At 72.4% G+C, this 14,791-nt stretch carries 10 protein-coding genes and 1 tRNA gene; 9 read left to right on the top strand and 2 right to left on the bottom strand.

Annotation, left to right across the window (positions count from 1 at the left end):
• Positions 1 to 8: 8 nt before the first annotated feature.
• Together acnA and B5F84_RS04675 are read right to left on the bottom strand one after the other, a co-directional pair.
• Positions 9 to 2,681 carry an aconitate hydratase AcnA gene (acnA, locus tag B5F84_RS04680; RefSeq protein ID WP_087321377.1) on the bottom strand — a complete coding sequence of 891 codons (2,673 nt, stop codon included), beginning with the start codon at positions 2,679 to 2,681 and terminating at the stop codon, positions 9 to 11.
• Positions 2,668 to 5,070 carry an HAD-IC family P-type ATPase gene (locus B5F84_RS04675; protein WP_087321375.1) on the bottom strand — a complete coding sequence of 801 codons (2,403 nt, stop codon included), beginning with the start codon at positions 5,068 to 5,070 and terminating at the stop codon, positions 2,668 to 2,670. Before B5F84_RS04675 ends, acnA begins: the two co-directional genes overlap by 14 nt.
• A 165-nt stretch (positions 5,071 to 5,235) precedes the next feature.
• Between B5F84_RS04675 and B5F84_RS04670 the strand changes: the two genes are divergently transcribed.
• The 9 genes from B5F84_RS04670 to aroQ all read left to right on the top strand — a co-directional run bounded on the left by B5F84_RS04670 (position 5,236) and on the right by aroQ (position 14,789).
• A tRNA-Arg gene (locus B5F84_RS04670) sits at positions 5,236 to 5,312 on the top strand.
• Between the two features lie 421 nt (positions 5,313 to 5,733).
• Positions 5,734 to 6,759: a 3-deoxy-7-phosphoheptulonate synthase gene (gene aroF, locus B5F84_RS04665; RefSeq protein WP_087321373.1), complete on the top strand. Its 1,026-nt coding sequence runs from the start codon at positions 5,734 to 5,736 to the stop codon at positions 6,757 to 6,759.
• Positions 6,760 to 7,635 carry a prephenate dehydrogenase gene (locus B5F84_RS04660; protein ID WP_255375235.1) on the top strand — a complete coding sequence of 292 codons (876 nt, stop codon included), beginning with the start codon at positions 6,760 to 6,762 and terminating at the stop codon, positions 7,633 to 7,635.
• A complete protein-coding gene (gene aroB / locus B5F84_RS04655; RefSeq protein ID WP_087321371.1) occupies positions 7,632 to 8,765 on the top strand; it encodes a 3-dehydroquinate synthase in 1,134 nt (377 codons plus the stop codon). The genes B5F84_RS04660 and aroB overlap by 4 nt, the downstream gene beginning before the upstream one ends.
• Positions 8,762 to 10,090 carry a 3-phosphoshikimate 1-carboxyvinyltransferase gene (gene aroA, locus B5F84_RS04650; protein ID WP_087321369.1) on the top strand — a complete coding sequence of 443 codons (1,329 nt, stop codon included), beginning with the start codon at positions 8,762 to 8,764 and terminating at the stop codon, positions 10,088 to 10,090. The genes aroB and aroA overlap by 4 nt, the downstream gene beginning before the upstream one ends.
• Complete coding sequence (gene aroC / locus B5F84_RS04645; RefSeq protein WP_087321367.1) at positions 10,090 to 11,205, top strand: chorismate synthase; 1,116 nt, start codon at positions 10,090 to 10,092, stop codon at positions 11,203 to 11,205. The genes aroA and aroC overlap by 1 nt, the downstream gene beginning before the upstream one ends.
• Positions 11,206 to 11,240: 35 nt before the next feature.
• Entirely contained in the window at positions 11,241 to 12,392 is a 1,152-nt protein-coding gene (locus B5F84_RS04640; RefSeq protein WP_087321365.1) for a bifunctional chorismate mutase/prephenate dehydratase, read from the top strand.
• The gene (locus B5F84_RS04635) at positions 12,392 to 13,696 is read left to right on the top strand and encodes a shikimate kinase (protein WP_087321363.1); all 1,305 of its coding nucleotides are present in this window, start codon (positions 12,392 to 12,394) and stop codon (positions 13,694 to 13,696) included. Before B5F84_RS04640 ends, B5F84_RS04635 begins: the two co-directional genes overlap by 1 nt.
• A gap of 172 nt (positions 13,697 to 13,868) precedes the next feature.
• Positions 13,869 to 14,789, top strand: coding sequence for a type II 3-dehydroquinate dehydratase (aroQ, locus tag B5F84_RS04630; RefSeq protein ID WP_087321361.1), 921 nt, complete (start codon positions 13,869 to 13,871; stop codon positions 14,787 to 14,789).
• Positions 14,790 to 14,791 lie beyond the last annotated feature (2 nt).

Below are 14,791 nucleotides of genomic sequence, written 5' to 3'. Positions count from 1 at the left end.
AGCCCCCTTTACGCCGAGCGCAGGACGTCAAGAACGTAAGGGAGGATACCACCCTTTGCGAGGAAGGCGCCCTCCATCGGGGTGTCGATGCGCACAACGCACTCGAAGCTGAAGGAGGTGCCGTCGGGCCTGGTGGCGACGACGCGGGTGCGCGGGCTCGCGGGCAGGCCCCCCGTGAGGTCCACGGGCGCGACGTCGAAGGTCTCGTCGCCCCGGATGCCGAGCGACTCGGCGCCCTCCCCCTCCGCGAACTGGAGCGGCAGCACGCCCATCTGGACGAGGTTGGAGCGGTGGATCCGCTCGAAGCTCTCCGCGATGACCGCGCGCACGCCGAGGAGCAGCGGCCCCTTGCCCGCCCAGTCGCGGCTCGAGCCGGAGCCGTAGAGCTTGCCGGCCACCACGACGAGCGGCACGCCCGCCGTGCGGTAGGCCTCGGCGGCGTCGAAGATCGGCTGGAGCTCGCCGGTGAGCAGGTTCTTGGTCCAGCCGCCCACGCGCCCGTCGGCGAGCGCGTTTCTGAGCTTGACGTTGGCGAAGGTCCCGCGCGCCATGACCTCGTGGTTGCCGCGGCGGGCGCCGTAGGTGTTGAAGTCCTGGCGCTCGACGCCGTGGGCCTCGAGGTAGCGGGCCGCCGGGGAGTCCGCGGCGATGGAGCCCGCGGGCGAGATGTGGTCGGTCGTGACGAAGTCGCCGAGCAGCGCGAGCGCGCGGGCGCCCGCCACCTCGACCACGTCCTGGGCGCGGGCGATGTCGAAGTAGGGCGCGCGACGGACGTAGGTGGAGTCGGGGTCCCACGGGAAGGTCGCGGACTGGGAGGACTCGATGGCGCGCCAGGCGGGCGAGCCCTCCATGAGGCCCGCGGACGCCTCGGCGAACAGGCCCGCGTCGAGGTTCGCCGCGAGGGCGGAGGCGACCTCCTCGTCGGTCGGCATGACGTCGGCGAGCATGACCGGCCGGCCGTCCGCGTCCATGCCGAGCGGCTCGCGCGTGAGGTCCACGTCCATGGTGCCCGCGATCGAGTAGGCCACCACGAGCGCGGGCGCGCAGAGGTAGTTCTGGCTCACGTCCGGCGAGATGCGGCCCTCGAAGTTGCGGTTGCCGGAGAGCACGCTCGTGAGCTCCATCTCGGCGGCGTGGGGCGCGAGGCACGCCTTGATGTCGCCGGAGTTGCCGATGCAGCTCATGCAGCCAAAGCCGCAGGTGAAGAAGCCTAGCTCGCGAAGGGGCCGGGTGAGGCCGCAGCGCTCGAGCAGAAGCTCGGTGGCCTGGCTGCCCGGGGCGAGGATCTTCTTGACCCAGGGCCGCGGCGCGAGGCCGCGCTCGCGGGCGTGGCGCGCGAGGAGCCCGGCCGCGACCATCATGGCCGGGTCGGTCGCCGTGGTGCAGCTCGTGATGGCGGCGATGGCGATGGCACCGTGGGAGAGCTCGCCCGCCCCCTCGACCTCGAAGGTGGCGGAGAGGTCGCGGCCCGCCGCGCGCGCGGCGGACTCGAAGCGCTCGCGGACGCCGGAGACGCCCACGCGGTCGTGCGGGCGCGAGGGGCCGGCGAGCGACGGCTCGACGGAGGCGAGGTCGAGCTCGATGGTGCGGGCGTAGACGCGGCCGCCGGCGTCGCCGAGGACGCCCTGCGCCTCGAGGTAGGTGCGCGCAAAGGCGAGCTCGCCGGCGTCGCGCCCGGTGAGGGCGAGGTAGCCCAGGGTGACGTCGTCCACGGGGAAGAGCGTGACCGTGGCGCCGTACTCCGGCGTCATGTTGGAGACGCAGGCGCGCTGCGTCGCGGAGAGCTCGGACGCGCCCGGGCCCGTGACCTCGACGAAGGAGCCGACGACGCCCTCGGCGCGCAGGCGCTCGGCCACGGTGAGCGCGACGTCCATGCCGGAGACGCCCGCCGAGAGCGCGCCCGTGAGGCGCAGCTCCACCACGGGCGGGACGAGCATGGAGACGGGCTGGCCGAGCGCGGCGGCCTCGGCCTCGATGCCGCCGACGCCCCAGCCGAGGACGCCCGCGCCGTTGGCGGTCGGCGTGTGCGAGTCGGTGCCCACGAGCGTGTCGAAGCAGGCCATGGGGGTCTCGGAGCGGCAGAGCGCGTCGGTCGTCACGACGCTCGCGAAGCGTTCGATGTTGAGCTGGTGGCAGATGCCGCCGCCGGGCGGCACGATCTCGACGTTCTGGAAGGAGCGGCTCGCCCACTTGAGGAAGGCGAAGCGCTCGCGGTTGCGGGCGGCCTCGGTCTCCTGGTTTGACTCGACGGCGCCCGCGCACTCGGCGTCGTCGGCGATGACGGAGTGGTCCACCACGAGCGTGCAGGGGATCTGCGGGTTCACGCGCAGCGGGTCCCCGCCGAGCTCGACCATCGCGTCGCGCATGGCGGCAAAGTCGACGAAGACGGGCACCCCCGTGAAGTCCTGGAAGAGCACGCGGGCGGGCATGAACTCGATCTCGTCGCCGGCCGTGCCCGCAAGGCCCGCCGAGACCACGGCCTCGGCCATGCGGACGGCGTCGTCGTCGCTGGCGGCGCGGCGCACGACGTTCTCGAGAAGGACGACGAGGGAGCGGGGCAGCCGCTCGGCGCCGGGGATGCCGGACACCACGTGCGCGTGCCGCTCGATGCCGCCGGCCTCGAGGGTGACGGGGCGGCGCGCCGCGCGCACCGCGGCCGCAAGGTTGCTAGTTGCTGTCATTTCTGCCCTCCACCTTTCTCACGAACTCAAGGAAGCGCTCGCTCGAGCCGAGCCTGGCGAGCGAGCGGTCGTACAGCCAGCAGAAGAAGGCCACGGCGACGATCCCCGCCGCGACGATCACCGCTCCCATGCTACCCGTAAAGTCCACGATCTCGAAGAACGGGGCCAGGAGCGTACACCCAAGCGCAACAATGGCGATGATGACGGCGAGCAGCGCCGCGCGCAGGGGCGTCATCGGCTGGGAGATGCGCCAGACGAGGGCGACCCCCACAAAGGCCACGAGCACGGTGCAGACCGACGAGATCTCCCCGAAGGAGTGGCCGAGCGCGCGCCCGCAGACGAGCTCGGCGAGAAGCGCGCAGACGATGGCGGCCGAGGCGGGAAGCGAGCGCGCGAGCACGTTGACGAGGAAGTTGCCCCGCACGAGCTCGTGGTTGGGCTCGAGCGCCAGGACGAAGGACGGAATGCCGATCACCGCCGTGGAGAGCAGCGACATCTGGATGGGGATGAAGGGGTAGGGCGGCATCACGATGCAGACGAGCGCGAGCACGGCCGTGAAGACGGTCTTCACGAGGAAGAGCGAGGCCGAGCGCTGGAGGTTGTTGATCGAGCGGCGGCCCTCCGCCACGACCTCGGGCATGTGGGCGAAGTCGTTGTCGGCGAGCACGATCTCGGAGACGTTTCTCGCCGCGGCCGAGCCCGAGGCCATGGCCACCGAGCAGTCCGCCTCGCGCAGCGCGAGCACGTCGTTCACGCCGTCGCCCGTCATGGCCACCGTGCGCCCGCGGCGGTGGAGCGCCCGCACGAGGTCACGCTTCTGCTGCGGCGTCACCCGGCCGAAGACGCGCGCCTCGTCGACCGCCGCGTCGAGCTTCTCGGGGGTGTCGAGCGTCGTGGCGTCCACGTAGCGCCCGGCCTCGGGAACGCCCGCCCGCTCGGCGATGGCGGCCACGGTGCGCGGGTCGTCGCCGGAGATGACGCGCAGCTCCACGCCCTGCTCGAGGAAGAAGCGCATCGTCTCGCCCGCGGTCGCGCGGATCTCGTCGCGGATGGCCACGCACCCGAGCAGGCGCACCTCGCCCACGATCTCGCCCTCGTCCGAGAAGGACGCGCACTCCCCCACCACGAGCACACGCTCGGTGGCGTCGAAGGCCCTCGCCAGCGCGTCGGCCTCGCCCGTGCGCCCCCGCCCGAGCACGAAGGAGGCCGCGCCCATGACGAGCGCGCGGCCGTCCGCGGTGACGCAGCCGGAGTACTTGCGGGCCGAGGAGAAGGGCACGGCGCGGCGGGCGGGCTCCGGCGCGAGGTCCTTCTCGGCCGCGTGCCGCAGCAGTGCGCGCGAGGTCTCGTTGGCGTCCGCCTCGTTGGCCCGCGCGATCCGGGCGAGGGCGTCCTCGACGTCGCCCTCGCAGGCCCCCGGGGCGGCCACGACGCTTCCGACCTCCATCTCGCCCGTCGTGATGGTGCCGGTCTTGTCGAGGCAGAGCGTGTCCACGCGCGCGAGCGTCTCCACGCAGTAGGCCTGCTGGACGAGGACCATGCGCCGGCCCAGGCGGAAGGTCGCGATGGCGAGGACCGAAGAGGTGAGCAGGACGAGCCCCTGCGGGATCATGCCGATGACGGCGGCCACGGAGGTGAGGACCGCGTCCTCGAGCGCGGCCCCGTCCATGAGGCGGGTGCGCAGGAACAGGCCCAGGCCCAGCGGCACGAGGACCGCCGTGCCGAGCCGGATGATCGCGCGGAGCGTGTCCTGGATCTCCGAGCGGACGGCCTTGACGTACTTGGCCTCCGCGTTGATGCGCGCCGCGTAGCCCTCGGCGCCCACGCGCGTCACGCGCGCGAGGAGGCTGCCCGCGTCCACGAAGCTGCCCGAGAGCAGCTCGTCGCCCGGCCCCTTGGAGACCGGCTTTGACTCGCCCGTGAGCAGGCTCTCGTTCATGGAGACGAAGCCCTCCACGATGACGGCGTCGGCGGGCACCTGGTCGCCGTGGGCAAGGCGCACGAGGTCGTCGGCCACGAGCTCGGCGGGAGGCAGCGTCCGCTCGCCCCCGGCGCGCACGACCGTCACCTCCTTCTGCGTGAGGATGGTGAGCCGGTCGACCATGCGCTTGGCGCGGACCTCCTGGACGACGCCGATGAGCAGGTTCGCCGCGACCACGCACATGAAGAGCATGTTGCGGTACTGGCCGGTGAGGAGGACGAGCACCGCGAGCAGGAGGTTCACGGCGTTGAAGAGCGTGAGGGCGTGCTCGGCCACGATCTGCCCCACGGACTTGGTGCGCACGTCGGTGTTGGCGTTGGTGCGCCCGTCGGCCACGCGGGCCGCCACCTCCTCGTCGGTGAGGCCACGGGCGGCCGGGCTCTGCCTGGTCTGGTTGGTCTGGGCCATCTCTCCCCTCTCGCTCCGGGTGCGGACCATTGTGCCACGCCCTTGGGGCGCCCACCGAAAGCCTACGAAAGGGAGGGCCGCGCCCGCCCGGGACGTGGGCGGCGCGCGCACTTGGGACAACCTCGCGCCCGCCGCGCCGGAAATCCGCTATACTGGCCCCTGCGCGCGCCCATAGCTCAGTGGATGAGAGCGTCTGCCTCCGGAGCAGAAGGTCGTGGGTTCGAATCCCCCTGGGCGCACCACGCAGAGCCCGCCCGGGTCCCGTAAGGGGCCCGGGCTTCTTTTGTGCGCCCCGATGGGACGAGGTCCTTCTCGCCCCTCTTGCCGGCGCGCCCCGGCCCTCATTCCCGGTGGGTTACGTACACTCCCGCCGGGTACGTACACTTCCAACGGTTACGTACACCCAGGCTGGTTACGTACACTCCTCAGCAAGCTCTCTACCTGCAGAAATAAAGAACGGCGTTGCGAGAAGGACCTCATTTCGTGTACGTACCCGCAAAAAGTGTACGTATCCGCCGCAAGCGTACGTACCCGGCGGGACCGTGCCCGACGGGACCGTACGCACCCGCCGCGCAGCCCCCGCGCCCGGGCGCGCCGTAACCTGGCGGTCACACGCCCGTGGTATCATCGCGACCACTTTTGGCCACGAGTGCAGGAGAGCACATGATCGCAGTAGTCAGGGAGACCGCGAGCGCCGAGCAGCTCGACCAGTTCGTTCGCTGGATCGAGGACCGGGGCTTTCGCACCAACGTGTCGCAGGGCGCCAACGAGACCATCGTGGGCATCATCGGCGACACCACCCAGATCGACCCCTTCCTCCTGGAGAGCATGGACATCGTCGACCGCGTCCAGCGCGTCTCCGAGCCCTTCAAGCTCGCCAACAGGAAGTTCCACCCCGAGGACACCGTCGTCGACTGCGGCCACGGCGTGCTCGTGGGCGGTGGCCACTTCCAGGTGATCGCCGGCCCGTGCTCGGTCGAGGGGGACAACCTCATCGGCATCGCCCGCGCGTGCAAGGAGGCCGGCGCCACGATGCTGCGCGGCGGCGCCTACAAGCCCCGCACCTCCCCCTACGCCTACCAGGGCATGGGCGAGCGCGGGCTCGACCTGCTCATGGAGGCGGGCGCCGAGCTCGACATGCCCGTCGTGACCGAGATCATGGACCCGCGCGACGTGGGCGCCTTCCTTGACCGCGGCGTCGACGTCCTCCAGGTCGGCGCGCGCAACGCCCAGAACTTCACCCTGCTCAAGGAGGTGGGCAAGACCCAGGTGCCGGTCCTGCTCAAGCGCGGCATGTCGGAGACGATCGACGAGCTCGTCATGGGCGCCGAGTACATCATGAGCGAGGGCAACCTCAACGTCATGCTCTGCGAGCGCGGCATCCGCACCTTCGAGACGCGCACCCGCAACACCTTCGACGTGAACGCGATCCCGGTGCTCCACCACCTCACGCACCTGCCCGTCATCGGCGACCCGAGCCACGCCACGGGCTACACGCGCTACGTGCGCCCGGCCGCCTACGCCGCCTGCGCCGCGGGCGCCGACGGCCTTGAGATCGAGGTCCACGACTGCCCTTCCAAGGCGTGGTCGGACGGCGCCCAGGCGCTCACCCCGTCCCAGTTCGCCGACGCCATGCGCCGCCTCGCCCTCATCCGCGAGGCCGTCACGGCCGACGTAGAGGAGGCCTAGGTGGCGGCGCGGACGCTCGCGCCCGAGGTCGTCCCCGGGCGCGTGGGCATCGTCGGGCTCGGGCTCATGGGCGGCTCCTTCGCCAAGGCCTTCGCCGCCGCCGGCGCCAAGGCCTTCGCCTGGAACCGCACGCGCGCCACGCTCGAGCTCGCCCTCATCGACACCCTCGCCGGCGAGCTCGACGAGACGACCATCCCCACCTGCGAGCTCGTCATCCTCGCCGGCTACCCCGCCTCAGCCGTGGCGTGGCTCGAGGAGCACGCCCCGCTCCTCTCGGCCGGCGCCATCGTGATCGACGCCGTGGGCGTGAAGCGCGCGGTCTGCGAGCGCTGCGAGGCCATCAGCGCCGGCCGGCCCTTCACCTTCGTGGGCTGCCACCCCATGGCCGGCACGCAGTACTCCGGCTACGCGCACGCGCGCGCCACGATGTTCCGCGGCGCCCCCATGGTCGTGGTGCCGCCCCAGATGGACGAGTTCGAGCGGGCCGACGTGCTCGAGCGCCTGAAGGAGCTCCTCGAGCCCTGCGGCTTTGGCAGCTTCACCCTTGCCACCGCCGCCGAGCACGACCGCATCATCGCCTTCACCTCCCAGCTCGCCCACGTGGTCTCGAACGCCTACGTGAAGAGCCCGACAGCCCGCGAGCACCACGGCTTCTCGGCCGGCTCCTACCGCGACCTCACCCGCGTGGCGCGCCTCAACGCCCCCATGTGGACCGAGCTCTTCCTCGACAACGCCGACTACCTCTCCGAGGAGCTCGGCGGCATCATCGAGGCCCTGTCCGCCTACAAGCGCGCCCTCGACGCGCGCGACGCCGAGGGCCTCGAGGCGCTGCTCGCCGAGGGCGACCGGATCAAGAGGGAGATCGAGGGCCGATGACGCAGACGAGCGATAAGAGCGAGAAGAACCCGGACGCCCTCGAGACCGTCCCGGTGCGGACGTCCACGGGCGTCTACGAGGTCCACGTGGGCCCGGGCGCGCTCGGCCGCCTGGGCGAGGTCGCCCGGGGCGCGTGCGCCGGGAGCCGCTGCTGCGTCATCTCCGACGAGACCGTGGCCGCCCTCTACGCCGACGTCGCCGAGGCCTCGCTCGCCGAGGCGGGCTTCGAGGTGGCCGGGAGGCTGACCTTCCCGGCCGGCGAGGCCTCAAAGAACCTCGCCACCCTCTCCGAGCTGCTCGAGGGGCTCGCCGCGCGCGAGCTCTGCCGCGACGACCTCGTCGTGGCCCTGGGCGGCGGCGTCACGGGCGACATCGCCGGCCTTGCGGCGGCCCTCTACCTGAGGGGCTGCGCCGTCGTGCAGGTGCCCACCTCGCTTCTCGCGATGGTGGACTCCTCCGTGGGGGGCAAGACCGCCGTCGACCTCGCGGCCGGCAAGAACCTCGCCGGCGCGTTCTGGCGGCCCGCCGCCGTCGTGGCCGACGTGCGCTGCCTCGCGACGGTCCCGCCCGAGCTCTTCCGCGACTCCTGCGGCGAGGTGGTCAAGCACGCCGTCCTCGCCGACCCGTCGCTCCTTGACGAGCTCGCCGCGCGCCCGCTCACCCAGAGCAGGCTTGACGAGGGCCGGCTCACGCGCGTGGTGGCCCGTAACGTCCAGATCAAGCGCGACGTCGTCGAGGCGGACGAGCGCGAGCGCGGCCTGCGGCAGACCCTCAACCTCGGGCACACCATCGGCCACGCCATCGAGTCGGCGAGCGAGCTCTCCCTCGGGCACGGCTCGTGCGTCGCCGCCGGGCTCTGCATGGTCGCCCGCGCGTCCGAGGCGAGGGGGTGGTGCTCGGCCGACGCGCGCCGGCGCATCGAGCGCTGCGTTGCGGCCCACGGCCTCCCCACCACGAGCGACCTGCCGGCGGAGACCCTCGTGCGCTACCTGGCGCACGACAAGAAGCGGCACGGCGACGGCGTGAACCTCGTCGTGCCGGAGGATATCGGACGCGTCACGGTGCGGCGCGTCTCCCTTGACGAGCTCGCCCGCATCGTCGAGGACGGACGAGGCGAGGTGCGCCCATGAACGTGACCATCCTGCCCGGGACGCTGACCGGCGAGGTGCGCGCCCCCTCCTCAAAGTCCGAGGCCCATCGCCTGCTCATCTGCGCCGCGCTCGCGCCCGGCGTGACGGACATAGACTGCACCACCACCTCCGAGGACATCGAGGCCACGGTGCGCTGCCTCGAGGCGCTCGGCGCGCGCGTTGCCCGGACCTCCCGCGGCTTCCGCGTGCGCCCGGTCCCGGGGACCTCGGCCTCCGACAACCTGCCCGAGGCGCGACGGGGCGCGCTTCTCGACTGCGGCGAGTCGGGCTCGACGCTGCGGTTCCTCCTGCCCGTCGTGGCGGCACTCGGCTGCGAGGCGCGCCTCACCGGCAGAGGGAGGCTCCCCCAGCGCCCGCTCTCCCCCCTCTACGAGGAGCTCGTCGCCCATGGCTCTGTGCTCTCGCCCCAGGGCGAGATGCCGCTCCTGGTGGGCGGCAGGCTCCGGGCCGGCAGCTTCTCCCTGCCCGGCGACGTGTCCTCGCAGTACGTGAGCGGCCTGCTCATGGCGGCCCCGCTCCTGCGCGCGCCCGTGGAGGTCGTGGTCACCGAGCCCGTCGAGTCGCGCCCCTACATCGACCTCACCATCCGCGCGCTCGAGCGCTTCGGCGCGGAGGTCTCGGAGTCCCGGGCCGAGTCCGGGGGGCGCCCGGCGCGCGCCTTCGTCGCGAGCGCGCCGGCGGGCCTCTCCTCCCCCGGCTCCGTCACCGTGGGCGGCGACTGGTCCAACGCCGCCTTCTGGCTCGCGGCGGGCGCCCTCGCCGCCCCCGGCACCGCCGGCGTGGCCGTCCGCGGCGTCGACCTCGCGAGCACGCAGGGCGACCGTCAGGTCCTGGCCGCCCTCGCCCTGCTCGGCGCCCGCGTCCTGCGCGGGTCGGACGGCGCGGCCTGCGCGCCCGACCGTCTCGCGGGCCGCGTCATCGACGTCGAGTCGTGCCCCGACCTCGTCCCGCCCCTCGCCGCCGTGGCCGCCCTCGCCGAGGGGACCACGCAGATCACGGGGGCCGCGCGCCTGCGCCTCAAGGAGTCCGACCGCCTCGAGACGGTCTCCGCCGCGATCTGTGCCCTTGGCGGCACGGCGCGCGTCATGGACGACGGCCTCGTCATCGAGGGGGCGGGCGAGCTCGCCGGAGGCGTCGTGGACGCCGCGAACGACCACCGCATCGCGATGATGGCCGCGGTGCTCGCCACGCGCTGCGCGGGCCCCACCACCATCCTCGGCGCCGAGTGCGTCAACAAGTCCTACCCCGCCTTCTTCGAGGACTTCGCCGCGCTCGGCGGGTCCGTCCAGGGAAAGGAGAGCTGATGCCCTCGTCCTTTGGCACCGCGCTCAGGGTCACCGTCTTCGGCCAGTCCCACTCCCCCGCCGTCGGCTGCGTGGTGGAGGGGCTCCCCGCCGGCATGCACGTCGACCAGGAGGCGCTCGCCGCCTTCGTGGCGCGGCGGGCGCCCGGCAACGACCCGTGGGGCACGCCGCGGCGCGAGCCCGACCTTCCGCGCATCGTCTCGGGCCTCAACCCTGACGGCGAGACCTGCGGGGCCCCGCTCGCCGCCGTCATCGAGAACACCAACACGCGCTCGCGGGACTACAACAACCTCCTCGAGGTGCCGCGCCCCGGGCACGCCGACTTCACGGCCTGGGCCAAGTGGCACGGCGCCCAGGACGTCCCCGGCGGCGGCCACTTCTCCGGCAGGCTCACGGGCCCCCTCTGCGTGGCGGGCGGGCTCGCCCTCCAGTGGCTCGCCGGGCGGGGCGTGCGCGTCTGCGCCCACGTGGCCGAGCTCGCCGGCATCCCCGACGAGCCCTTCTGCGCCTACGACAACTCCCCCGCCGGGCTCGCGCGCCTCGCGGGGCAGGTCGAGGCCGTGACCGACGGGAGGCGCATGCCCACCGTGGACGCCGACGCCGGCCGGCGCATGGTCGAGGCCGTCATGGACGCGCGCTCCCGCAAGGACACCGTGGGCGGCGTCGTCGAGTGCGTGGCCCTGGGCCTTCCCGCGGGAGCGGGCTCGCCCATGTTCGACGGCGTGGAGAACGTCATGGCGCGCGCCCTCTTTGGCATCCCCGCCGTCAAGGGCGTGGAGTTCGGGCGCGGCTTCGGGGCCGCGCGCCTCACGGGGACCCAGAACAACGACCCGTACGAGGTGCGCGACGGAGCCTGCGCGCCCGTCACCAACAACGCGGGCGGCATCCTCGGCGGTATCACCACCGGCGCCCCCGTCCTCGTGCGCTGCGCCTTCAAGCCCATCTCGAGCGTGATGGTGGAGCAGGACTCCGTGGACCTCTCGCGCATGGAGCCCGCGCGGCTCAAGGTCCACGGGCGCCACGACACCACCGCCGTCATCCGCGCCGTCCCGGTGGTCGAGGCCGTCTGCGCCCTCGCCCTCGCCGACGTCCTTCTCGCCTGGCCCGCCGAGTGACGCCCGTGCCCACCCCCGAGGAAGAAAGGCAGCCCATGCCCGAGCTCTCCGACCTCAGACGCGAAATCGACCGCATCGACTCAGAGATCTTCCGCCTCTTCTCAGAGCGCGCCGAGGTCTCGGAGGGGGTCGCGGCCTACAAGCGCGCGCACGGGATGCGCGTCTTCGACCCCACGCGAGAGCGCGCCAAGGTGGCCGACGCCGCCTCGCGCGCGCCCGAGGACCTGCGCACCTACGCCCAGGTGCTCATGGAGCTCCTCATGGAGGCCTCGCGCTCGCGCCAGCACGCCCTGCTCGGCGACGCGGGCGACGACGAGCTGCTCGGGCGCATCGAGGCCGCGCGCCGGGCGACCCCCGAGCTCTTCCCGCCCTCCGCGCGCGTGGCCTGCCAGGGCACCGAGGGCGCCTACTCCCAGATCGCCGCCGAGCGGATCTTCCGACGGCCGCTCATCGCTTTCGCCCCGACCTTCGACGCGGTCTTCCGCAACGTCGAGGCGGGCCTGGCCGACTACGGCGTGCTCCCGGTGGAGAACTCCACCGCCGGCTCTGTGAACCAGGTCTTCGACCTCATGATGGAGCACGACTTCTACGTCGTGCGCACGGCGCGCGTGAAGGTCGACCACAGCCTCCTCGCCCTCCCGGGCGCCACGCTCGCCGGCATCCGCGACATCTACAGCCACGAGCAGGCCATCAGCCAGTGCGCCGAGTTCCTCTCGGGCCTGCCCGACGTCCGCGTCCACGTCTGCGAGAACACCGCCGTCGCGGCGCGTCGCGTCGCCGAGTCCGGCCGGGCCGACGCGGCCGCCCTCTCCTCGCGCTCCTGCGCCGCCCTCTACGGCCTTGCGCCCCTCTCGGAGGGGGTCCAGGACACGGACAACAACTACACGCGCTTCGCGTGCATCTCCAAGCGCCTCGAGGTCTACCCGGGCGCCGACCGCGCCTCGCTCATGATCGTGCTCAGCCACGAGCCGGGCGCGCTCTACAAGCTCCTCGCCAAGTTCTACGCGCTCGACATCAACCTCCTCAAGCTCGAGAGCCGCCCCATCCCGGGCCGCGACTTCGAGTTCATGTTCTACTTCGACGTCGCCTGCCCCGTGGCCTCCCCCGAGTTCGCCTCGCTCGTGTCCACGATCGGCGGGCTCTGCCAGGAGTTCCGCTTTCTCGGAAGCTATGCGGAGGTGGTCTAGTGCCCGGCGAGAAGAACCTCGGGGGGGCGCCCTTCGGGCTGCTCGGCCGCACGCTCGGCCACAGCTGGTCGCGCGAGATCCACGCTCGCCTGGGCTCGGCGCCCTACGCGCTCCTCGAGCTCGAGCCCGAGGAGGTCGCGCCCTTCGTCCGCGAGGGCGCCTGGCGCGGCCTCAACGTGACCATCCCCTACAAGCGGCTCGCCGCCGAGCTCGCCGACGTCCGCTCCCCGGCCGTCGAGCGCCTCGGCGTGGCCAACACGCTCGTGCGCGGGAGCGACGGCTCCGTCCTGGCCGAGAACACCGACGTCCTCGGCTTTGCCTGGATGCTCGAGCGCTTCTGCCGCGAGCGCCTCGGGCGGGACGCTCGGGGCGCGCTCGAGGGGAGGAAGGTCCTCGTCCTGGGCAGCGGCGGCGCGAGCCAGGCCGTGTCGGACGCGCTCGAGCACGCCGCCGGCGCGCGGGTCGTCGTGGTCTCGCGCTCGGGGGAGAACACCTACGAGACCCTCGCCGAGCGCCACGCCGACGCCGTCCTGCTCGTCAACACGACGCCCGTGGGCATGTACCCGAACTGCCCTGCCTCCCCCGTCGACGAGGCGACGCTCGGTGCGCTCGGAGGGCTCAGGGGCGTGCTCGACGTGGTCTACAACCCCGCCCGCACCGGGATCTGCCTGGCCGCCGAGCGGCTGGGCCTCCCCTTCGAGAGCGGCCTTGCCATGCTCGTCGCGCAGGCGCTCTACGCGAGCGAGCGCTTCCAGGGGCGCAGGCTCGACGACGCCCTCGTGGGGCTCATCGAGCGCGAGCTCTCCTCGCAGACGGAAAACGTCGTGCTCATCGGGATGCCCGGGGCCGGCAAGACGAGCTGCGGCCGAAGGCTCGCCCGGGCGCTCGGCCGTCCCTTCGTCGACATCGACGAGGCCATCGCCGCCGAGTGCGGGCGCGACGCCGCCCAGATCATCCGCGAGGACGGCGAGGACGCGTTCCGCGCCATCGAGACGCGCGTCACGGGCTCCTACGCGGCGCGCTCCGGCCTCGTCATCGCCTGCGGCGGCGGCGTCGTCACGCGCCCGGAGAACCGCGACCTCCTGAGGCAGAACGGGCGCGTGGTCCTTCTCGACCGCCCGCTCGCCGAGCTCTCGACGGAGGGGCGCCCCGTCTCGCAGGCGCGGGGCGTCGAGCAGGTGGCGCAAGAGCGCATGGGGCTCTACCGGGCCTGGTCAGACGTCACGGTGGCGTGCACGGGCTCGCCCGCGGGCGACGCGGAGCGCGTCTGCGAGCTCCTGGGGCTCTCGGGGGCCGCGGGCTGAGGTTTGTGGCGTTTTTCTCGAAAGCGGTACCGCCCGCCGAGTCGCTCGCCGGTCAGGGCGACGCCCCCCGAGGGGCCACGTATACTGTCCCTCGCAAGACAACGCACGCTAGCGTAGAGGTGAGTGGAGACGGGGCTCTGACTCGCGGTTCTACGACGGGAAGGATCGCGAAGTGGACAGGCAACAGATCGCTGAGGAGGTCCTTGCGGCCGTGGGCGGCAAGGAAAACGTCGTCGCCAACGACATCTGCATGACGCGCCTCAGGCTTCTCACCCAGGACCCCACGCTCGTCGACACCGAGCAGCTCTCCGCCGCCCGCGGCGTCCTCGGATTTGTCAAGCGGGGCGCGAGCGGCATCGAGGTCGTCTTTGGCCCCGGCAAGGTCGAGGCCGTGCATGACGCCATCGCGCGCATCACCGGCATCGACTCCTCCGAGGGCGTCTTCGAGCGGCCGGACGCGCCGGGCGCCGAGGCGCTTCACGTCCACATCACGCCCAACCCCCTGCGCGACGCCGCGCTCACCCAGTCCGACGTGGAGCCGCTCGACGAGCCGCTCGAGGACGACGGGGAGGACGGCGAGACCTCCGTGGACGAGCTCGTGAGCCTGCTCGACGACCTCGGGGACGACGTCGAGGGCGGCCTCGACGAGTCGGACGCGCGCGTGCTCGTCATCAACGGGCCCAACATCAACATGCTCGGCATCCGCGAGCCCGACATCTACGGCTCCGAGAGCTACCAGGAGCTCCTGCGCATCTGCCACGACGCCGCGCGCGAGGCGGGCTTCAGCGAGTGCACCTGCTTCCAGTCAAACCACGAGGGCGACCTCATCGACGCCATCCAGGACGCCTACGGCTCCTACGACGGCATCGTCATCAACCCGGGCGCCTACACCCACACCTCCATCGCGATCCTCGACGCCGCCAAGGCGGTGGGGCTGCCCATGGTCGAGCTCCACATCTCCAAGGTTGAGGAGCGCGAGGACTTCCGGCAGGTGTCCTACATCCGCGCGGCCTGCTTCGAGACCGTAATGGGCATGGGGGTCGCGGGCTACCGCAAGGCCATCCACGACCTCGCGGAGCACATCGGGCTCTAGCG

The sequence above is a fragment of the Olsenella sp. An290 genome (assembly GCF_002159535.1).
Taxonomy (GTDB): domain Bacteria; phylum Actinomycetota; class Coriobacteriia; order Coriobacteriales; family Atopobiaceae; genus Thermophilibacter.
This window is presented reverse-complemented; position numbering and strand designations above follow the sequence as displayed.